19 protein-coding genes and 1 pseudogene are annotated in these 18,379 nt (G+C 62.3%); 10 read left to right on the top strand and 10 right to left on the bottom strand.

Annotated features, from left to right (window positions below):
• Nucleotides 1–181 precede the first annotated feature (181 nt).
• Nucleotides 182–814: pseudogene (locus tag ACZ1JW_RS09480) on the bottom strand (tyrosine-type recombinase/integrase).
• Between the two features lie 567 nt (nt 815–1,381).
• On the opposite strand from ACZ1JW_RS09480, the gene gntA reads away from it, so the two are divergent.
• Genes gntA through ACZ1JW_RS09465 form a run of 3 tightly spaced genes read left to right on the top strand, consistent with a single transcriptional unit; the run spans nt 1,382 to nt 2,936 of the window.
• Nucleotides 1,382–2,068 (top strand): guanitoxin biosynthesis heme-dependent pre-guanitoxin N-hydroxylase GntA, encoded by a 687-nt coding sequence (gene gntA, locus ACZ1JW_RS09475; RefSeq protein WP_465142755.1) that lies wholly within the window; start codon nt 1,382–1,384, stop codon nt 2,066–2,068.
• The gene (locus ACZ1JW_RS09470; protein WP_465140379.1) at nt 2,026–2,652 is read left to right on the top strand and encodes a DUF1989 domain-containing protein; all 627 of its coding nucleotides are present in this window, start codon (nt 2,026–2,028) and stop codon (nt 2,650–2,652) included. Before gntA ends, ACZ1JW_RS09470 begins: the two co-directional genes overlap by 43 nt.
• A complete protein-coding gene (locus ACZ1JW_RS09465) occupies nt 2,652–2,936 on the top strand; it encodes a UvrB/UvrC motif-containing protein (RefSeq protein WP_465123801.1) in 285 nt (94 codons plus the stop codon). Before ACZ1JW_RS09470 ends, ACZ1JW_RS09465 begins: the two co-directional genes overlap by 1 nt.
• 40 nt (nt 2,937–2,976) lie before the next feature.
• Here the strand turns inward: ACZ1JW_RS09465 and ACZ1JW_RS09460 are convergent, their stop codons facing one another.
• The 4 genes from ACZ1JW_RS09460 to ACZ1JW_RS09445 all read right to left on the bottom strand — a co-directional run bounded on the left by ACZ1JW_RS09460 (nt 2,977) and on the right by ACZ1JW_RS09445 (nt 7,676).
• On the bottom strand, nt 2,977–4,176 hold the full coding sequence (locus tag ACZ1JW_RS09460) for a hypothetical protein (RefSeq protein ID WP_465140378.1): 1,200 nt from the start codon (nt 4,174–4,176) through the stop codon (nt 2,977–2,979).
• A complete protein-coding gene (locus ACZ1JW_RS09455; RefSeq protein WP_465140377.1) occupies nt 4,149–5,156 on the bottom strand; it encodes a hypothetical protein in 1,008 nt (335 codons plus the stop codon). The genes ACZ1JW_RS09460 and ACZ1JW_RS09455 overlap by 28 nt, the downstream gene beginning before the upstream one ends.
• Before the next feature lie 654 nt (nt 5,157–5,810).
• Entirely contained in the window at nt 5,811–7,091 is a 1,281-nt protein-coding gene (locus tag ACZ1JW_RS09450) for an SGNH/GDSL hydrolase family protein (protein ID WP_465140376.1), read from the bottom strand.
• A gap of 114 nt (nt 7,092–7,205) precedes the next feature.
• Complete coding sequence (locus ACZ1JW_RS09445) at nt 7,206–7,676, bottom strand: recombinase family protein (protein ID WP_465142754.1); 471 nt, start codon at nt 7,674–7,676, stop codon at nt 7,206–7,208.
• Here ACZ1JW_RS09445 and ACZ1JW_RS09440 point away from each other — a divergent pair.
• The gene (locus ACZ1JW_RS09440) at nt 7,582–7,821 is read left to right on the top strand and encodes a hypothetical protein (RefSeq protein ID WP_465123804.1); all 240 of its coding nucleotides are present in this window, start codon (nt 7,582–7,584) and stop codon (nt 7,819–7,821) included. The genes ACZ1JW_RS09445 and ACZ1JW_RS09440 overlap by 95 nt on opposite strands.
• 255 nt (nt 7,822–8,076) lie before the next feature.
• On the opposite strand, the gene ACZ1JW_RS09435 is transcribed toward ACZ1JW_RS09440, so the two are convergent.
• On the bottom strand, nt 8,077–8,841 hold the full coding sequence (locus ACZ1JW_RS09435) for an IclR family transcriptional regulator (protein ID WP_465140375.1): 765 nt from the start codon (nt 8,839–8,841) through the stop codon (nt 8,077–8,079).
• Between the two features lie 95 nt (nt 8,842–8,936).
• Between ACZ1JW_RS09435 and ACZ1JW_RS09430 the strand changes: the two genes are divergently transcribed.
• The 4 genes from ACZ1JW_RS09430 to ACZ1JW_RS09415 are packed head-to-tail and all read left to right on the top strand — an operon-like array spanning nt 8,937 to nt 12,651.
• Entirely contained in the window at nt 8,937–9,722 is a 786-nt protein-coding gene (locus tag ACZ1JW_RS09430) for a 2-keto-4-pentenoate hydratase (protein WP_465140374.1), read from the top strand.
• Between the two features lies 1 nt (nt 9,723).
• Nucleotides 9,724–10,665, top strand: coding sequence for an acetaldehyde dehydrogenase (acetylating) (locus ACZ1JW_RS09425; protein WP_465140373.1), 942 nt, complete (start codon nt 9,724–9,726; stop codon nt 10,663–10,665).
• Nucleotides 10,662–11,702, top strand: a complete 1,041-nt coding sequence (gene dmpG, locus ACZ1JW_RS09420; RefSeq protein WP_465140372.1) for a 4-hydroxy-2-oxovalerate aldolase — start codon at nt 10,662–10,664, stop codon at nt 11,700–11,702. Before ACZ1JW_RS09425 ends, dmpG begins: the two co-directional genes overlap by 4 nt.
• A 4-nt stretch (nt 11,703–11,706) precedes the next feature.
• Nucleotides 11,707–12,651, top strand: coding sequence for a ketopantoate reductase family protein (locus ACZ1JW_RS09415; RefSeq protein WP_465140371.1), 945 nt, complete (start codon nt 11,707–11,709; stop codon nt 12,649–12,651).
• Here the strand turns inward: ACZ1JW_RS09415 and ACZ1JW_RS09410 are convergent.
• The 3 genes from ACZ1JW_RS09410 to ACZ1JW_RS09400 all read right to left on the bottom strand — a co-directional run bounded on the left by ACZ1JW_RS09410 (nt 12,639) and on the right by ACZ1JW_RS09400 (nt 15,039).
• On the bottom strand, nt 12,639–13,484 hold the full coding sequence (locus ACZ1JW_RS09410) for an aldo/keto reductase (protein ID WP_465140370.1): 846 nt from the start codon (nt 13,482–13,484) through the stop codon (nt 12,639–12,641). The two genes, ACZ1JW_RS09415 and ACZ1JW_RS09410, sit on opposite strands and share 13 nt — an antisense overlap.
• Before the next feature lie 141 nt (nt 13,485–13,625).
• Complete coding sequence (locus ACZ1JW_RS09405) at nt 13,626–13,802, bottom strand: rubredoxin (RefSeq protein WP_465140369.1); 177 nt, start codon at nt 13,800–13,802, stop codon at nt 13,626–13,628.
• Complete coding sequence (locus tag ACZ1JW_RS09400; protein ID WP_465140368.1) at nt 13,795–15,039, bottom strand: cytochrome P450; 1,245 nt, start codon at nt 15,037–15,039, stop codon at nt 13,795–13,797. The genes ACZ1JW_RS09405 and ACZ1JW_RS09400 overlap by 8 nt, the downstream gene beginning before the upstream one ends.
• A 135-nt stretch (nt 15,040–15,174) precedes the next feature.
• On the opposite strand from ACZ1JW_RS09400, the gene ACZ1JW_RS09395 reads away from it, so the two are divergent.
• Complete coding sequence (locus tag ACZ1JW_RS09395) at nt 15,175–16,317, top strand: acyl-CoA dehydrogenase family protein (protein ID WP_465140367.1); 1,143 nt, start codon at nt 15,175–15,177, stop codon at nt 16,315–16,317.
• 33 nt (nt 16,318–16,350) lie between these two features.
• Here the strand turns inward: ACZ1JW_RS09395 and ACZ1JW_RS09390 are convergent, their stop codons facing one another.
• Nucleotides 16,351–17,004, bottom strand: a complete 654-nt coding sequence (locus ACZ1JW_RS09390) for a class II aldolase/adducin family protein (RefSeq protein WP_465140366.1) — start codon at nt 17,002–17,004, stop codon at nt 16,351–16,353.
• Nucleotides 17,005–17,114: 110 nt separating this feature from the next.
• Here ACZ1JW_RS09390 and ACZ1JW_RS09385 point away from each other — a divergent pair, with 110 nt between their 5' ends.
• Nucleotides 17,115–18,377: an aromatic ring-hydroxylating oxygenase subunit alpha gene (locus ACZ1JW_RS09385; protein ID WP_465140365.1), complete on the top strand. Its 1,263-nt coding sequence runs from the start codon at nt 17,115–17,117 to the stop codon at nt 18,375–18,377.
• The last annotated feature ends 2 nt before the right edge of the window (nt 18,378–18,379 follow it).

Here is an 18,379-nt window from a genome sequence, read left to right as displayed (position 1 = left end):
GTTCAGATCCCTGCCATCCTCTGGACTATGGTCGCGCGAACGGCGGTGGGTCGACAAGAGTCAAGATAGCAAAAGTCACAACTTTCGAAACACGCTTCTCGGATAGGCGGTGGGTTACGGACAGAGCCATGAGGCGAATAACGGATGGTGGACTCCCCACCTTTGGCGAGGAGCCACGATCTTAAATCTCGGTGTTCTCAGCAAGCACAAGCGCGTCTTCCACATCAATGCCGAGATAACGAACGGTATTTTCGATCTTGCTATGGCCGAGAAGGATCTGGACAGCCCGCAGATTGCCCGTTGCCCGGTAGATGATCGATGCCTTCGTTCGCCGCAGCGAATGGGTTCCATACTCGCTGCGCATCAGCCCCACTCCAGTCACCCACTCATCGACAAGCCGCGCATACTGTCGGGTGCTGAGATGACCGTTGCGATCAACCCGGCTTGGAAAAACAAAATCCTCCACCGTGCCGCCGCGACGTTGAAGCCACGCCAACAAGCTGCTGCGAGCGTCTGGCAAGAGTTCGAACTGGACGGGGCGGCCGGTCTTCTTCTGGATTACCATCGCGCGTGTACGAATGGTCCCGCCGCTGACTACATCGCCGATCTTCAGTCGCACAAGGTCACAGCCGCGAAGTTTGCTATCAATGGCTAGGTCGAACGACGCGCGATCTCGCAAGCGTTTCCGTTGATTGAGATAAAACCGAATCTCCCACATTTACTTTGGCTTCAGCGCACGCTTCGCACCAACTGCTCGTCCTGCGTTCCAAACCTGCCGCTTTGTTGAGGTGGATCCTGTTTGGGGCATCTCCATGATCGTTCTCTGATGGCCAAAGTGGCCACGCTTAAAACGTGCGACGCACAGAAGCGGGAATGAGGCAAAAGCGATCATACATTCCCCAGCAATCAAAAAATTGAATGGCGGGTTTTGGCGACGGATCTGCCTATCGGCGTGCTGAGCGAAAACGGCAGTTTTGTCCCAGACCAGATCAAGCCCTTCAGCCCGATCCACCATTCGATGAACGTATGGCAAGTTCTGACTGCTTCACCTTGAGCCTTGAACGTCCGAAATGAAGGCGATTGCCGCGAAGTGACTGCAATCGAAACGCACCGGCCGACCAGAATACCTTGTTCCGATACGGGTGCTCGACAGCCCGAAGATTGCGGAAACCCGATCTTCGCGTTTGGCTGACCACTCGAACAGCTATTGTTGCTCTTCAAATACGACCTTGGCCCGGCAGTCTGCCACGGCACGTGGTTTACATATGCTACTTCGGACAGAGCCTCTGCTCATTGGTGCTCGATCAGCTGAGGGTCGGGAGAATTGCGGCAGGAACCTGCGCGCATTATCGCCGTTTTAACGGGCCGGAGAAAGCCCCTTATGAACGTAACGACCCAAGACCTTAGCTATGCGGAAGAAGCCCTGTTCAAAACCATCTCTGCACCGGAGTTTCCTTGTGTCGGTGCCAAATCGGCAATGGCACGCGGCACGCTCAAGGTGCTGACCTGCCGCAGCCTTGCAAGTGGTTGGGACGATCTGATCATCCATCGCGAACTGATGGACTGGGCTGCGCAATACCGCTCGGAGCCAGAGGGCCTGCGCAGCCTTGCCGTGTCGTTTGACGGTCCGGGCGATCTCGATGAAGCGCAATTCGAGGCGCTGATGTGGGAGCGTATTCAATCCTTTGCCGACAAGGACGCATGGCTGGGGCAACCCTACGATCACCGCGTCAGCGCCGATCCATCCGACCCGCACTTCTCGCTCAGTTTCGGCGGCGAAGCATTCTTCGTGGTTGGCCTTCATCCCAACGCCTCGCGCCCGGCACGCAGGTTTGCTCGCCCTACACTTGTGTTCAACCTTCATGACCAATTCGAACGCCTGCGAAGCGAAGGCCGTTATGAAAAGATGCGCGAACGCATTCTTGAGCGCGACGTCGCGCTTGCCGGGAGCATCAACCCGATGCTCGCCAGGCATGGATCTGCAAGCGAAGCAGCGCAGTACAGTGGGCGGCTGGTCGACCAGGAATGGCGGTGCCCTTTCCGCGACAAGCGCGATCCGGCCGCGTGAGCGTTCAGGAAATAGCGCCACGGTCCGGGACCGCGTTCGTGCTGCGCAAAGGCGAAATACTGCGCGTTATCGACCCTCGCGGCGTTCAGGTGAGCGATATGCTTGCGTTTGCTCAAGCCGATGTGCGGGAAGTGATCTCGGCCGGGCGCACGTTCGATTATGAGGAAACGATCAGGCTCACCACGGGGAACCGTATCTGGTCCAACCGGTCGAATCCCTTGCTCGAGATCATAGAGGATACTGTCGGACAGCACGATTTCCTGCTGACGCCGTGCAGCGAAGCGACCTTTCGCCATTTCTATCCCGACGAACCGGTACACCGGGGCTGCTTCGGCAACCTGGCCGAGGCGCTCGCCCCCTACGGGATTGAACCCGATGCCATCCCGGTGGCATTCAATATCTTCATGAACGTGCCGGTGGACGGTGAAACGGGACAGATCGCAGTGCTGCCACCGACGAGCCGCGCCGGCGACTATATCCGGCTTGCCGCATTGACCGACCTTATCGTTGGGCTGACCGCATGTTCTGCCGGGGCGTCCAACGGCGGCAGTTTCAAGCCGATCCATTACCGGATCGAAGATTGATGGCGATGAAGACCGACATCACCGAACTGGCACGCCGTATGGCGGCTGCGGCCGAGGCCCAGGACTTTGAAGAAGCGCGGCGACTCCGTGACCAGATCAACCTTATACGCGGCGGGGCCAGCCCGACGGAAGCCGCCCGCGCTGACACGGCGGGGCTGTCCCGTCAAAAGTCAGGGGCAATGGGCATTGGCACCAATACGCCAAAGCCGGTCAGACCCGCGGGTTGGCAGTCGCCCAAGAAGCCGGACCCTATGACGTCGGGTCGGCGGGCCAGGCAACGGTGATGCTCAAGACAAGCAAGCCGGCTCGTGGCTTCTGTGCCGGTCATCCTGACCATGACAGAACCAGACCTGTATAGGGGGGTACGTCATAGCACAGTTCGTCCGGGGTCGCGGTGAAGGCTGGAATGACCTCGCCCGAGAGCTTGCGCACAATGACCTCGGGCAACGCCGCGCGGCCCGTGCGTACCAAGGCGAACCTTGCGACGTGATTGTCTTCGCCGTCGATCTTGAGGCTTAGCGTGCGATCATCGATGCGGGTGACGGCGCGCAGGAAATAATCGCAGAAGATCACGAAAGGCGCGCCGGGAACGCGGTGGTAGGAGCGGGTCGCGAAGACCATGGCAGCCCCGGCGCCATAGATCTCTTGCCCCACCTGGCCGGCAGGCTGCCCGTCGGGATAGAGATCCTCCACTGGGAAAGACAAGGCGCGGTCTATCTCGCCGTTGCGCTGTTGGGTAGCGATCGCCTCTTTTGGCAACGCATCAGGATAGTAAAACCAGGCGCGATGCAGAGCGTAGCGGCAGTACTCGGACACCAGCATCTTCGCAGAAGGAATCAGGTCCGGTCCCCCAAGGTCCAGATACCGTTCGAAAGCGGCATAGCTGTCGAAGCATTCGTAGAGGGCCATGTAGGGCGCATCCTGCAGGCAGGTGACAGCCATAAAGTTGGAGTAGTGCTGTGCCAGGCCGATTTCACTCTCCCAAATCTGTGCGTTGTGAAAGAAGCTGGCGAGGTAGACGTAGCTCAGAGCTAGGTAGGTCTTGCGGTTCGTGATGCGCCAAAGCCGGATGCAAGCAGCTGCCCCCCAAGCTGTTAGGTTGGCCTGATAGTTGAGATCGAAGCGCATGCCCCGCGCGGTCTCCAGGGCGTTGCGCGCTTCGTCGAGAAAGCGGACTTCGCCGGTCAGTTCGAAGGCCTGGAGCATGACCCAAGCATAAATGCCTCCGACATCGGTCTGGCCGAGGTTGTCAGCAGGTGCGACCCGGGTAATGACTGAGAAGTCAGTCACATCGTACTGGACTGGCCACTTGTACTTGAAATGCTGCGCCGCGCGGATGCCATAATCGATCGTGCGCAGGAAAAGGTCCTTGGCTTCCTCGTCCCCTGCCAAGGCTAGATTGCTGAGATTGAGGAGCGGATGGTAAAGGTACCAACTATCGACCGCATCCGCGTTCTTGTCAGGTCCAACATCGGAGAGATAGCGCCGCAAAGTCTTCAATTTCGGGTCGTAGAAATTCTCCATGCCGCGCCGAATTTCGGCACCAAGGGGGTGGACCTTCCCTTCCCAGATCCCCAATCCCGAATAGCCGAGGCCAGTGTGAGCTGGACCATGGAATCCGGATATTCGGCCGACGTGTAGGGGTGGAAATAGACTTCGCCAAAATGCCGCCCGCGCGCCTTGGGGGAGCGGGCAAGATCCCGCAAAGTGCGCTTGGTGCGTTCGATCCACGGCCGCCGCATTGTCCGGGGCTTGTCGAGGTTGCGGTAAATTGCGCCCAGCATATCCAGGAACTGCCAAGCGCTCTCGGTCTCATCCTCTTCAGCCTTGCGGCGGAAAACGAGGTGCGTGTCGTACAACACCGTTTGCAGGCCAGCCGGAATGGCCGCCGAAGGGTTACCCGGCTGAGTGGGCGCAAGATAGCCGAGGACCGGCCACTCGCCGCCAACGACGCTTTCAGGCGTGGTGCCGGTTGCGAGGAAATAGGGATTCAGCGCGGTAAGGTTCTGGACATAAAGCAGTTTTCCGAGCTTGGGGCGTTCCAGTTCCAGATAGCATAGCCCTGTGTTCAGCTTGCGCTGCCTGGCCTCGAGTGTACCGCGCGTGCCCAGCGGATCCCCGTCTTTGTCAAAGGGGATAAGGTCATGCGGGAAGTAGGGTAGGTGGACCGTCTCGGCCGGGGTGAAGCGGACACGGTAGGCAAATTGCGCCAGGCCGGTTTTCTCACCAGTCAGCTCGCCTGTAAATCGGCCGATCTCGCTACGCGCTTCCCAGGCGATCAGGCAGTCCTTTGGACGCTTCCGGGTAACCGAAGCTGACGCGGTGAACAGCGGCGCGCGCAGAGCTATCCCGCCACTGTCACCGCCTCGCATCACGATCCAGACGTCGGCGTTGTGGTGCACCAGCTCGATCTGGAAATTTTCGTGCGCGGCGGCCTTTCCGATCCTCTTGCCGCGCTTGACCGCCTCGCGGGCCTCGATCGCTTCCAAGGGCAGGCTTTCCATCAGGCCGCACCGGCCCAAGGGCCGCGGCATGCACCGTAAGGACCACCATTGCCGGTCACGTGTCGAGCAAAACGAGAGAAAACCAACTGCGCGGGGGCTCCAGCGCTGTGACGCTGCGTCTTCGTCAAATGCGTGGCCCGCACGATACCACCGACGTCTCCAGATTTTCGGATGATGCCTAGCGCATTCACGTGAGGCTGCGGGTTACGGCCGCAACATGTGGATTTGACCCCGCAACGGGTGAGGTGGGCCTCAATGGCGGTGGCCGATACGCTAGGCTCCCGCGTTTGTGCGGGGCGCTGGCTGTCAAGAGGGGGCCAATCGGCATCGGCGCCTCGGAAACCGGGAGTGTTTTGGACCATCGTGCCCTCGTTCCTGCGCGCCCCGCTTTCAAAACCACAATTCTGACGTTTGTTCCCCCACCAGAGATGGAACAGATTGCAGTTAGATGGCCAACTTTCTTGCAGAAGGTGCCCACGCCCTAGAAGTCGGCAGCCGACGGCGAAACGGCGATGTTCGATGCCACATCCCAGACAGCAGTCGCCCTGATTGGACAGACGTCGGAATCAGGTCAAACAACCACCCCATTCGACTCATGTCCTGTTGGGCCCACTTGGAACACAGCTAAATCCCCGGACTGGTCAGGTCGGGTGGCTAAGGGAACAATGACAGGTCGATCCCGTCTCCCATTCTGGCGTAGCCGGCATCACTGGGATGAAGGTGGTCGCCGGAGTCGAACGCGGCCTTGAACGCGTCGGCATTCTCTGGATCCCGCACCATCGCTTCAAAATCGATCACGGCGTCGGGCTCGCCTGAGTTCCTGATCCAGTGATTCACGGACTCTCTCAGACTGACCTTGGCAGCGGTGTTCAACTCGCTCGCCGGGTTGGGGGTCAGGGTTGCGATGTAGACCTTTACGCCTCGCTCATGGGCCCGGGCAATGACCTGCCGGTAGCCCGCGATCAGCTCATCGGCGGACAAGTCAGGGTTCGTACCGAACAGGCTCTGCCCCGAGAAGCTGATGTCGTTGATGCCTTCGAGGAGTATCAGGTGCGAGATGCCCTCGATGCGCAGGGCATCGCGGTCGAGCCTGGCAAGGCCTGCTGCGCCCCAGCCCGGCGCCAGCAACCGGTTGCCCGCGATCCCGGCGTTGACCACATTGTAGCGTCCGCCGCGTGTTCGCCCCTTAAGCCGCTGGGCCAGTCGCTCAGGCCAGCCATGCGGAGCGCGGGGATCTACGCGATTGCCGTCAGTGATCGAATCCCCGAAGGTGACAATGACATGCGGTGGCGAGCCGCTCAGAACACTCACTCCCGACACGAGCGAGCGCCCCTTCAGCGGGCTGCTCCGAGCGATTGCCAGATCACGGGTCTGGTCCCCGGGCGCGAGCAGAAATCCGCTGCCGCCGCGCCCTTCATTCATCATGGGCGAGGCAAGGGCCGCACTCACGACCAACTGGGTTCCGAACTCGACCGGCAGGTCGACGGGATCGCTGATCACAAGTGCAGCAGTCGGGATCGTCACGCCATGCGAACCGCCGCTGAAAGTAACGGAGTGGAGTGACCCCGGTTTCACGATGAATGGACCTTGCGCAAGGCCAACGGTGACGGCCGTCAGACGGAGCGGCGCATTCCCTTCCTGGTTCGACAGCCGGAGCCGGATGCGTGACCCGTCAGCCATCAAGGTTACCTGATAACGAACCGTTCCAGTGACAGGCTGGGGCGTCAGCTCAGCCAGCAGCGCTTCTGGCGGCAGGTGCCAATGCTGCCTGGCAAATTCCAGAAACACATCTGACGGCTTCTCGTACGTTGCAGGGCTGGATTGAAACGCTTCGCGCCAAGCTGGTTGCGCTATCGCTGTGGTGGCACCACAGATCAACATGGCCGCGCCCACCAAACCAGCCCATATTGTTTTTGCTGTCACCGCGTCTCTCAATGTTTGCCTGGGCCGCCGAACCCGATACCAGGTGCATGCAGCGGCCGCTTGTCGAGGCCCTCATCAAAGCGCAGATCGAGCCCGCAAGCAATTTATTAAAACCAGCATTCTTATTTAGAGCAACAACGCAATGGGAAGCGTTGTGCAGCCGATGTAGATCGGGTTGCGCAAGATTGCATAGACCTGTCCCCGCGACAGGAACGTGCCGCCATGGCTGCGCCCCGAGGCGGTCTTGCGCCTGGGGCTGATGATCCCTTCGCTGCGCAAGGCCTCGGTCACAAGGCGTACGTTGCCAAGGGTGCGGTAGCGCGTGAAGATCTCGCGCACGAGTTCGGCATGCTCCTCGACCACCACCAGCGTGCGGCCCGAGGGCCGGTAGCCCAGCGGCGGGATGCCGCCCATCCACATGCCCTTGGCCTTGGAGGCAGCGAGCTTGTCGCGGATGCGCTCGGCCGTCACCTCGCGCTCAAACTGGGCGAAGGACAGCAGCATGTTTAGCGTCAGCCGTCCCATCGAGTTGGTGGTGTTGAACGACTGGGTGATCGAGACAAAGCTCGTGCCGCAGCGGTCGAAGGTCTCGACCAGCTTGGCAAAGTCGAACAGCGAGCGTGTCAGGCGATCGACCTTGGATGACCTCGCGTTTGGACTTGGGCTTGCAGTCAGCCGCTACTTCAGCGGGTGGCGACGCGTCGCAATTTGGCGCTTTCTGCTCGGCTGTCCCTTGCTTTAGTCTTCTTGCCATCTCGGGCTCCCTGTCTCGCAGGAGCCGCTTCTCGGCTCCCACCAGCCGGAGCCCGGACCATCGCCTATGGCCGGGTATGCGAAACTGCTGACGCAAGCGCAGATTCGCTGCAGCGGACATAGGCAAATGCAGCGCTGACAGTCGAGTGGAATCAGTGGTTTGGAAACAGAAACGTGACTGCAGGCCCCACCGGTTTCACACTATGGCTAGCCGCGAAACGAGGAAATGAGCCAGCCGGATTCCCTAGGCAGCGTTGGCCTCGATCTCCCTTGCCGCATTCCTAAGCGCATCGAGGATCACTGGATCCGCATGATCCTGATGGCCGGCGCCAACAGGCAGCGACACGGATATCGCTGCGACTACTCCACCCTGTGCCGTCCGGATGGGCACGGCGTAACAGAGCAAGCCATCCGCAATTTCTTCATTGTCGACAGCGTAGCCCTTGGCCACCACATTTGCGAGTTCGGTTCGGAGTTCCGCTGGGTCGGTTATCGTGCGTTGTGTCAAGGCAGGGAACGGTCCGGTCGCGAGATAGGCTTCACGAACTTCAGGCTGAAGGTGCGCCAGGAGCACCTTGCCGATGCCGGTACAATAGGCCTCGAGTTGAAGCCCCACCCGGGTAAAGAAATCGCCAGCCCCGCGCCCAGTCTTGATGCGGTATGTGACCATGTCGTTATCGAGAGTTCCAAGCTGCGCCACGCACCGTAGCTTGTGCGCCAGTCGGTGGAGCACGGGCGCTGCAGCCGCGATCAGAACCTGTTTCTGGTCTACCGCTTCGACCAGCGCCATCAGACGAGGCCCTGCAACGAGCCGCCGGTTTTGGAGGCGTCGGAGGTAGCATTCCTTCAGCAGCGTCGCCACCTGGCGATGCGCGGTGGCTTTGGGCAGGCCGACGTCGTCCGCAATCGCGGCAACGCTGCGGCCTTCCCGGTCGCCGAGGATGGCTTCGAGCAGGACGAGTGTTCGGCCGAGCGAAGCGATGGTTGGTGTGCCGCCTGCAGGTGGCAATTTTTGTCTCATATGGTGAGACTATAGACTGGGCCCGATCTGGTTCCAAGCCTGCACCGCCGTTAGATCCCGGTGCGAGCAGGAGGAACCGACCGATGCAACAACCCAGCCAAGAAGCTCTCGCCGAGCGCCTGCGCGATGCTAATTCCAGTTGTGCGGTGGCACCGCTTCGCGACGGGCTGGAGCCGACCGATGCCGCAGGTGCCTATGCCGTGCAAGAGATCAACACCCGCTTCTGGGAAGCGCAGGGACGCCGCATCGTTGGTCGCAAGGCGGGGCTCACGGCCAAGGCGGTGCAGGCGCAACTCGGCGTGGATCAGCCCGATTTCGGGGTGCTGTTCGCGGACATGCGCGTAGCCGATGGCGGCGCGCTCGATCCGGCGCGATGCCTTCAGCCCAAGGCCGAGGCGGAGATTGCCTTCGTGCTGGCGCAGGACCTGCCCTCGCCGGATACCACGCCCGATCAGGTCGCCGCTGCGGTGGCCAGCGTTCATGCCGCGATCGAGATCGTCGACAGCCGGATTGCCGACTGGAAGATCACCTTTGCCGATACCGTGGCCGACAACGGCTCGTCTGCCTTCTTCGTGCTGGCCGATCAGGGTCTGCCGGTGGACGGGCTGGATCTGAAAGGCGCAGGCATGGAGATGACCTTCGATGGCGAGGTCGTCTCGACCGGGGTCGGTGCCGCAGCGCTCGGCAATCCGCTCAACGCGGCTGCGTGGCTGGCCCAGACGCTGGCGGCGCGGGGAGAGCCGCTCAAGGCCGGGGACGTGCTGCTGGCAGGTGCGCTCGGCCCCATGGTCGCGCTTCGGCCGGGCGTCACGATTACCGCAAAGATCGCCGGCATTGGCGAATGCAGCTTCACTTATGGAGACGCCTGAGATGAGCAAGACCAAGGTTGCCCTCATCGGCTCGGGCAATATCGGCACCGACCTGATGATCAAGGTCATGAGCCTGTCCGAAACGCTCGAAATGGGCGTGATGGTGGGCATCGACCCCGCCTCTGACGGGCTGGCCCGCGCGCAGCGGATGGGCGTGGCGACGACGCACGAGGGCATCGACGGGCTGCTCGCCATGCCCGAGTTTGCCGACATCGGCATTGTCTTCGACGCGACCAGCGCAGGTGCGCACGAGCGCAACAGCGCGCTGGTGCTGGCGGCGGGCAAGCGCATGATCGACCTCACGCCTGCGGCCATCGGACCCTACACGATCCCGCCGGTCAACGGCGATGCCAACCTCGATGCGCCCAACGTCAACATGGTCACCTGCGGCGGGCAGGCGACGATCCCCATCGTCGCCGCCGTGAACCGGGTGGCCAAGGTCCACTACGGCGAGATCGTCGCCTCGATCAGCTCCAAGAGTGCAGGCCCGGGCACCCGCGCCAATATCGACGAGTTCACCGAGACGACCAGCGAAGCGATCCGCCATGTGGGCGGCGCGACGCGCGGCAAGGCGATCATCATCCTCAACCCTGCCGAACCGCCGCTGATCATGCGCGATACGGTCTATTGCCTGTGCGAGGACGGCGACCGCGAGGCGATCCGCCAGTCGATCCACGACATGGTGGCGCAAGTGCAGAGCTATGTGCCGGGCTACCGGCTCAAGCAGGCGGTGCAGTTCGAGAGGATCGGCGGCAACCAGCCCCTGCGCATTCCCGAAATGGCCGAGACCGGGCAGAACTCGTTCACCGGGCTCAAGGTTTCGGTCTTCCTCGAAGTGGAAGGCGCGGCGCACTACCTGCCAGCCTACGCCGGCAATCTCGACATCATGACATCGGCGGCGATGAAGACTGCCGAGAAGATTGCGATGAGGATGGCGGCATGACTTTCGATCCGACCACGCAGAAGCTGTACATTCAGGACGTGACGCTGCGCGATGGCATGCACGCGATCCGCCATCAGTATGGCCTCGATCATGTCAAGAAGATCGCGAAGGCCCTCGATCTGGCCAAAGTCGATGCCATCGAAGTCGCCCATGGCGATGGGCTGCAGGGGTCGAGCTTCAACTACGGCTTTGGCGCCTATACTGACTGGGACTGGATCGGCGCGGTGGCCGAAGCGCTGGAGCATGCCGTCCTTACCACGCTGCTGCTGCCGGGCATCGGCACGGTACACGATCTGAAGCATGCCGCCGAAATGGGCGTCAAATCGGTCCGCATCGCGACGCATTGCACCGAGGCCGACGATTCGAAGCAGCACATCGAGGCTGCGCGCAATCTCGGCATGGATGTCTCGGGCTTCCTGATGATGAGCCACATGACCAACCCGGAAGCTCAGGCGAGCCAAGCCCTGCTGATGGAAAGCTATGGCGCGCATTGCGTCTATGTGACGGACAGCGGCGGCGCGATGAATATGGCCGACTATGCCGCGCGGCTTCGCGCCTATGATCGCGTGCTCAAGCCCGAGACCCAGCGCGGGGTGCATGCGCATCACAACCTGTCGCTCGGTGTGGCCAACTCAATCGTCGCGGTCGAGAACGGCGCGTTGCGGGTCGATGCGAGCCTTGCCGGGATGGGCGCGGGCGCGGGCAATGCCCCGCTTGAGGTGTTCATTGCTGCGGCAGACCGCATGGGCTGGAACCACGGCTGCGATCTCTACGCGCTGATGGATGCAGCCGAAGATCTCGTGCGTCCATTGCAGGACCGCCCGGTGCGCGTGGACCGCGAGACACTGACGCTGGGCTATGCAGGGGTCTATTCGAGCTTCCTGCGCCATGCCGAGAAGGCTGCTGCCGATCACGGCCTCGACACCCGCTCGATCCTTGCCGAAGTGGGTCGGCGCAAGATGGTCGGGGGGCAGGAAGACATGATCGTCGACATCGCCCTCGATCTGGCAAGACAGAAGGAAATCGCGCAAGGCTGATCCCATGCGGATTGCAGTCATCGGAGCAGGAGCCATCGGCAGCGCGATTGCTGCCACCTTGGCGCAGACGGGGCGCGACGTCGTGCTGGTCGCGCGCGGGCGCAGGCTGGCAGCGCTTCAGGCGGGGCCGCTGCGGATCGAGAGCAACGGCAGCATGCGGGACGTCCCCGTGCCGAGCTGCGCCGCAAGCGAACTCGGTGACGGTGCGATCGGCATGGCGATCTGCTGCGTGAAGGCGAACGGTCTGGACACGGCGCTGCACGATGTACGCGCTGCGTTGCAGCCCGGTGCCGTGGTGCTCACACTGCAGAACGGGGTGGAGGCGCACGAGGTTGCCGCGCGGTTGCTGCCCGATGCGGCCATCGTGGCGGGCCGGATGCATGGCTTCTTCGAGATGAGCGGCGATGTGGTGCGGCATGTCGGGGTTCCCCCCTCGATCATGCTCGGCTCGCCGCAGGGCAACGGGGAGGCCGAGCAGGCCGTGGTGGCTGTGCTGGCCGACAGCGGCATTGCGGTGGACGTGTCTGCGGACATCACCCTCGCGCTGTGGGAGAAGTTCCTGCTGGCAGCGAGCCTTGGCAGCGTGGGCGCGGCACTGGCCACGCCCGCAGGCCAGGTCCTCGCCACGGCGCAGGGCGAAGCGATGCTGCGCGAGGCCATGGCCGAAATCGTCGCACTCGCCCGCCATCGCGGCATCGCGCTCGATGACGGGCACATTGCCCGGGCGCTGGCCTTCGTGGCGAGCTTTCCGCCAGACGCGACAACCTCGCTGCAGCGCGACCTCGCCGCTGGGCGTGCTTCGGAATATGACGCGCTGACCGCCGCGGTCGGGCGGCTGGCCAGGGATCGCAGCGCGGCTGTCTCCGTTTTCCCGGGGCTTGAAGCACTTATCGCAGCGAGACTGGAAATTCGCGGCGACGATCTTAATCTGCGCCCTCAGGGGCAGTAGTCCTCCATGCCTTCCGGGGCAACGAAGGTGCGCGGGTCAACGCCGAAGCAGCTCTCGCCCCGGTCCAGCCCGCCCATCGCGGCCATGTCCCGGTTGGTCAGGACGAAATCATCGAGTGCGAGGTTTTGCGCCATGTGCGCGACGCAGCTTGCCTTGACGACGGGCAGGACGCCAAGCTGCGCCAGCCAGCGCAGGATCACCTGAGCGGGGGCACGGCCATGCGCATCGGCGATCCCGGTAACAACCGGGTCCGCCAGATCGCCGCCGTGTCCGAGCGGGCTCCATGCCTGCGTGGCTATGCCACTTCGGCGGTGAAAGTCGCGCAAGTCTGCCTGCTGGAACGAGGGATGCAGCTCGATCTGGTTGACGGCGGGGGCAACGCCGGTTTCCCCCATGATGCGTTCGAGATGCTCGGGCAGGAAGTTGGAGACGCCGATGGCGCGGATGCGGCCCTCGTCTCGCAGGCGCACCAAAGCCTTCCATGTTTCCACGAAGCGATCCCGCGCCGGGACCGGCCAGTGGATCAGGTAGAGGTCAAGCACATCGAGCTTCATTCGCTGCATCGTGCGCTCGAATGCTGCCAATGCTTCGTCATGACCGTGGCAGGAGTTCCACAGCTTGGTGGTGACGAAGAGCTCGCTACGGTCGATCGGCGCGGTCCGGATCGCTTCGCCGACTTCCACCTCGTTGCCGTAGATCGGCGCGGTATCGAACGAGCGATAGCCCAGCGCGATGGCCCGGTGAACCGCAGCGACGGTGTCTTCGGCAGGGATGGCCATGGTCCCGAGCGTCACCGCAGGGAACCCGGCCAGGCCGGTGACTCGCGCACTCATGCGAGCTTGCCCGGCAGTTCCAGCACCAAGGCCTTGTCAAACGGGTTCACGCAGACCAGGGCTTTCATGTCGCTTTGCTCCGTAGTAAAGTGATTTACCAATATCGAAGCATTGTGAGGCAGGCAAGTCCCGGTCGATTGGTCACCAATCGATCAGGGTGTAATCCTGTTTTTCCGAGCCGCATTCGGGACATATCCACTCTTCGGGCACATCCTCCCAACGCGTGCCGGGTGCCAGGCCGCTGGCCGGATCGCCCTCGGCCTCGTCATAGACATGCGAACAGTTCATGCAGCGATAGCGACGGTAGGGTTCAGCCATGGGCCGCCTCCTTTCGCTGCACGGTCACCATCATCTGCTCGTAGCCATTGGTAAAGCAGGACGGCAAGCGGAGAGGGTCGCCCACGAGCGTGACTTCCATGTCCCGTGCGGCCATCTCCTCGATCAGGGTGACGAGTTGCAGTTCGGCAAGGCGAGCACCGAGGCAGCGATGGATACCGTAGCCGAACGAGAGATGACGCCGCGAGTTCTCCCGGCGCGGGTCCCAGCGGTCGGCATCAGGGAAGATCGCTTCGTCGCGATTGCCGGAATTGTACCACAGCACGACCTTGTCGCCCTTGCGGATGGTCTTGCCGCCGAATTCCGCGTAGCGCGTGGCAGTCCGGCGCATGTGGGCAATAGGCGTCTGCAGGCGGATCGTCTCCGTGGCGGCGCCAGAGGCGAGGCCACGGACATCTGCCTTGACCGCCGCCCAGGCATCCGGAAACGCGTTGATCTGCTCGATCAGCCCCGACATCGAATTGCGCGTCGTGTCGTTCCCGCCGACGAGCAGCAGCGCGATCGCGCCGATGAAGCGCTGTTCGTCCATCTCGCCGTAAGACGACGAATGGGCCATCATTGACAGGAGGTCCGGCTTGGGCGGCAGCGCACGCCTCTCGTCGTAGAGTTCGCGGAAGCGGGCGGCCATGGCGAAGACGTGGCGTTCACGCTCGGCATTGAGCACCGGGTCGGGACCGATATCGATCCGCGCCGCCCAATCGGACCATTCCGGCAACTTGTCGCGCTCTTCCCATGGGAAGTCGAACAGCGTGGCGATCATGGCGGTGGTCAGCGGGATCGAGACAGAGTGGACCCAGTCAAAGGGTTGCCCGACCGGCAGCGCATCCAGGATTGCGGCAGTCCGCCCCCGCAACGGCCCGGCGAGCTTCGCAATCTCGCTCGGTGCAACGGCCGGCGCGATGGCCTTTCGCTTTTCGGAGTGTTCGGGGTCGTCCATCGCGATGAACATGCGCAGCTGCACCCCGGTATCCTGCATGTCGAAGATGACGATCCCGCCATGTTCCCATGAAGAGGAAAAGGTTGCGGGATCGCTTTCGACCGTAACGATGTCGTCGTAGCGGGTGATCGACCAGTAGGGTCCGAACAAGCTGTTGCGGCAAAAGTTCACCGGATCTTCATCACGAAGCCGTCCGAACAGCGGTCTCCACGCATTGCGCGCCCAGAGCCCGCCTTCGGATACGTCGATCCCATCGCGCAAAAGCGCCTCCGTCAGTGTCATTTCCCGCCTCCTCTCCCTTTGGAAATCTAGTTTACCACTTTACATTATTCCCGGAGTGCATTGTATGCGCGACTCGGTGTAACAGATTTTTGCGTTGTTAATATACGCAATTTATTGTGAGGAAGGCAAGGTATCGTGCTGGAACGGGATGGAAGCCTGCTCTTTGGCGAGGAACACCGCGCATTTCGCGATATGGTGCGCAAGTTTATCGCCCGTGAGTTTAGTCCGCGCATTACCGCCTTCGAGGACGCCGGAGTCGTCAGCCGCGACTTCTGGCGTCTTGCGGGTGAGGCAGGCCTGCTCTGCCCGACGATGCCCGAAGCCTACGGCGGACCAGGCCTCGATTTCACCTTCAACGCGATCCTCAACGAGGAATTCACCTACGCGATGATGGCCGACAGCCTGACGCTGCAAAGCGACATCACGATGCCCTACCTGGTGCGCTATGCGAGCGACGGACTGAAGAAACGCTGGCTGCCCAAGCTGCTGACCGGCGAGGTCATCGCCGCCATCGCCATGACCGAGCCCGGTGCCGGTTCAGACCTGCAGGGCGTGCGCACCAGCGCGCGCCGAGACGGGGACGACTTCGTCATCAACGGATCGAAGACCTACATCACCAACGGCCAGAACGCCGACATCATCCTGACCGTCTGCAAGACCGAACCCGAACTCGGCGCCAAGGGCACATCGCTGATCCTGGTCGAAGCCGACCGCCCCGGCTTTCAGCGCGGGCGCAATCTCGACAAGGTCGGCCAGTGGATGGCCGATACGTCCGAACTGTTCTTCAACGACGTGCGGGTTCCGGCAAGCAACGTGATCGGCGAGGTCAATCGCGGCTTCATCTACCTCGTCAGCGACCTGCCGCAGGAGCGCCTGTCGATCTCGATCACCGCTCAGGCAGCGACGCAGCGGGCTTTCGATGAAGCGGTTGCGTTCACCCGCGATCGCACGGCGTTCGGCAAGAAGGTCATCGACTTCCAGAACACCCGCTTCACCCTGGCCGACATCAAGGCCAAGCTGCAGGTCGGCTGGGCCCATCTCGACTGGGCAATCGCGCGCCACGTGCGGGGCGAGCTGACTGCTGACGAGGCGGCGGCATCGAAGTACTGGCATACCGAAATGCAATGGCTGGCGTGCGATGCCGCGCTGCAGCTTCATGGCGGGGCGGGATACATGAATGAGTATCCGATTGCCCGCATCTGGCGCGACGCCCGCGTAAGGCGGATCTATGGGGGTACGAGCGAGATCATGCGCGACCTTGTCGGCCGATCGCTGTGACGGCCTGAAGGCCAGACCCGGCGGCTGAGGCTATCAGCCGCCGAGGTAGTCCCACATCCGTTCGACCACGCCGCCGCTCCAGACCTGCCGGTCGCGAATCTCCTCTGGCGCAAGGACGCCCTGCATCGGATCGCCGCCAAGCTGGCGCACGTCCCGCTCGATCCGCGCAGCGTCCTCGAGGAACCAGGCCAGCGTCACCGCCTTGGGCAGGCTTTCGGCCGCGACGACCGCTCCGTTGCCGCGCAGGACGATAGCAGGCGCATCTCCCATCGCCTCGGCTACTGCCGGAGCCGACGCATCGTCGCGCAGGAGCCGTGGATCATCCCATAGCGGCACATGATCGAAGTAGGCTCCGATGCCATGCCTTGGCAGCGGGACGAGCGAGCGCGTCGACAGCGCCATCACCACCGGTGGCATGACCCGGCAGATGCCTGCGATCTTGGGACGACGCGCATAGATCTGCTGGTGGACGTGCACTTCGCCCAGAACCCCTTGTGGCAAAGGCCCTTGAACGGGGCAGAGCGTGCCCGGCATCGTTGCTGCGACCCTGAGCGAATGGGGAGCGGACACCACGAAAGTCTCCTCATCGATCCGCGCGCTGCAATGCCCATAGGCATGCACCAGCCCCGCCCGGTCCAGCGCCGCTGCCGCGCGTCGGACAATGGTTTCGGCTTCGCTCTGCTCCATGCCCCATCATCTCCTGCTCAAGCGATCTTGTAAACCTGTTGACACACCGACACATCCTTTTACATAGCAAGCGCACGGTTTGTAAATGACTGGCAACAAGGGGATCTGAAATGGCGGATTTTCCGCGGATCATCGAGGATGCAGGGGCGAATCGATTCCTCGTACCGCGCAGGGCCTTCACCGAACGGGACACGTTCGAACGGGAATACCGTGCAATCTTCGATCGTTGCTGGCTCTATCTCGGCCATGCGTCGGAGCTTGCCGAGCCCGGCGCGTTCCTGACCCGCAAGGTTGCACGCCGTCCGATCCTGTTCACGCGCGACAAGGAGGGCGAATACCGCGCCCTGTTCAATGCCTGCCCACACCGCGGGGCCCTCGTCTGCCGCGAACGCAAGGGCAAGTCGCGCGCATTCATGTGCATGTATCACGGCTGGACCTTCGGCTCTGACGGCCATCTGATGAGCCTGCCCGGTGCGTCTGGCTATCCCGAAGGGTTCAAGACCGATCCGCAGAAACAGATGGTCCACGTTCCGCGCATGGAGCGTTTCGGCGACTTTTTCTTCATCAGTTTTGCAGCCGATGGCGAGGATCTCGCGACCTATCTGGCTGAGGCGGGCGATTACCTCAAACTCGTGTCAGAACACTCCGAAAGCGGGATGCAGATCGTCGGCGGCACGCAGGAATATGCCATCCGCGGCAACTGGAAGCTGCTGTCCGAAAACAGCTTCGACGGCTACCACGCCGCCTGCAACCATTCGACCTACCTCGACTATCTCAAGAACGCGAACGGGGCGCTGGGTGCCACACCGCTCAAGGGCGACGCTCACGATCTTGGCAACGGCCATGCGGTTGTCGAATACAGCGCACCGTGGGGCCGCCCGATTGCCAACTGGGTGCCGCTGTGGGGCGAGGAAGGCAAAACCGAGATCGCCGCGATCCGCGCCTCGCTGGAACGCCGCCTCGGGCCGGACAGGGCCGAGCGGATCGCCTCGCGCAACCGGAACATGGTGATATTCCCCAATCTCGTGGTGAACGACATCATGGCGATCACCGTGCGGACGTTCTACCCGACCGCGCCTGACTACATGGAAGTCAATGCCTGGGCCCTCGCCCCGCGCGAGGAGAACGAGTGGCTGCGCAAGTACCGGCTCTATAACTTCACCGAGTTTCTCGGCCCCGGCGGCTTTGCCACGCCCGACGACGTCGAAGCCATCGAGAAGTGCCAGCAGGGCTATGCGGCAGCGGGCGAGACGCTTTTCAACGACATCTCCAAAGGGATGAACCGCCCGGACGGCCCGATGTTCGACGACGAGGAGCAGATGCGCTGCTTCTGGCGGGAGTGGGACCGTCGCCTTGCCAAGGTGGAGGATTAACC

The organism is Novosphingobium sp. BL-A-28-Hi1-0D, from assembly GCF_055521755.1.
This window is presented reverse-complemented; position numbering and strand designations above follow the sequence as displayed.

What these genes read in the sequence shown, in the direction of transcription:
- gntA (WP_465142755.1), top strand. Translation starts at nt 1,382, where the DNA reads ATGAACGTAACGACCCAAGACCTTAGCTATGCGGAAGAAGCCCTGTTC.
- ACZ1JW_RS09470 (WP_465140379.1), top strand. Translation starts at nt 2,026, where the DNA reads ATGGCGGTGCCCTTTCCGCGACAAGCGCGATCCGGCCGCGTGAGCGTT.
- ACZ1JW_RS09465 (WP_465123801.1), top strand. Translation starts at nt 2,652, where the DNA reads ATGGCGATGAAGACCGACATCACCGAACTGGCACGCCGTATGGCGGCT.
- ACZ1JW_RS09460 (WP_465140378.1), bottom strand. Translation starts at nt 4,176, where the DNA reads ATGGAGAATTTCTACGACCCGAAATTGAAGACTTTGCGGCGCTATCTC.
- ACZ1JW_RS09455 (WP_465140377.1), bottom strand. Translation starts at nt 5,156, where the DNA reads ATGGAAAGCCTGCCCTTGGAAGCGATCGAGGCCCGCGAGGCGGTCAAG.
- ACZ1JW_RS09440 (WP_465123804.1), top strand. Translation starts at nt 7,582, where the DNA reads ATGTTTAGCGTCAGCCGTCCCATCGAGTTGGTGGTGTTGAACGACTGG.
- ACZ1JW_RS09430 (WP_465140374.1), top strand. Translation starts at nt 8,937, where the DNA reads ATGCAACAACCCAGCCAAGAAGCTCTCGCCGAGCGCCTGCGCGATGCT.
- ACZ1JW_RS09425 (WP_465140373.1), top strand. Translation starts at nt 9,724, where the DNA reads ATGAGCAAGACCAAGGTTGCCCTCATCGGCTCGGGCAATATCGGCACC.
- dmpG (WP_465140372.1), top strand. Translation starts at nt 10,662, where the DNA reads ATGACTTTCGATCCGACCACGCAGAAGCTGTACATTCAGGACGTGACG.
- ACZ1JW_RS09415 (WP_465140371.1), top strand. Translation starts at nt 11,707, where the DNA reads ATGCGGATTGCAGTCATCGGAGCAGGAGCCATCGGCAGCGCGATTGCT.
- ACZ1JW_RS09410 (WP_465140370.1), bottom strand. Translation starts at nt 13,484, where the DNA reads ATGAGTGCGCGAGTCACCGGCCTGGCCGGGTTCCCTGCGGTGACGCTC.
- ACZ1JW_RS09405 (WP_465140369.1), bottom strand. Translation starts at nt 13,802, where the DNA reads ATGGCTGAACCCTACCGTCGCTATCGCTGCATGAACTGTTCGCATGTC.
- ACZ1JW_RS09400 (WP_465140368.1), bottom strand. Translation starts at nt 15,039, where the DNA reads ATGACACTGACGGAGGCGCTTTTGCGCGATGGGATCGACGTATCCGAA.
- ACZ1JW_RS09390 (WP_465140366.1), bottom strand. Translation starts at nt 17,004, where the DNA reads ATGGAGCAGAGCGAAGCCGAAACCATTGTCCGACGCGCGGCAGCGGCG.
- ACZ1JW_RS09385 (WP_465140365.1), top strand. Translation starts at nt 17,115, where the DNA reads ATGGCGGATTTTCCGCGGATCATCGAGGATGCAGGGGCGAATCGATTC.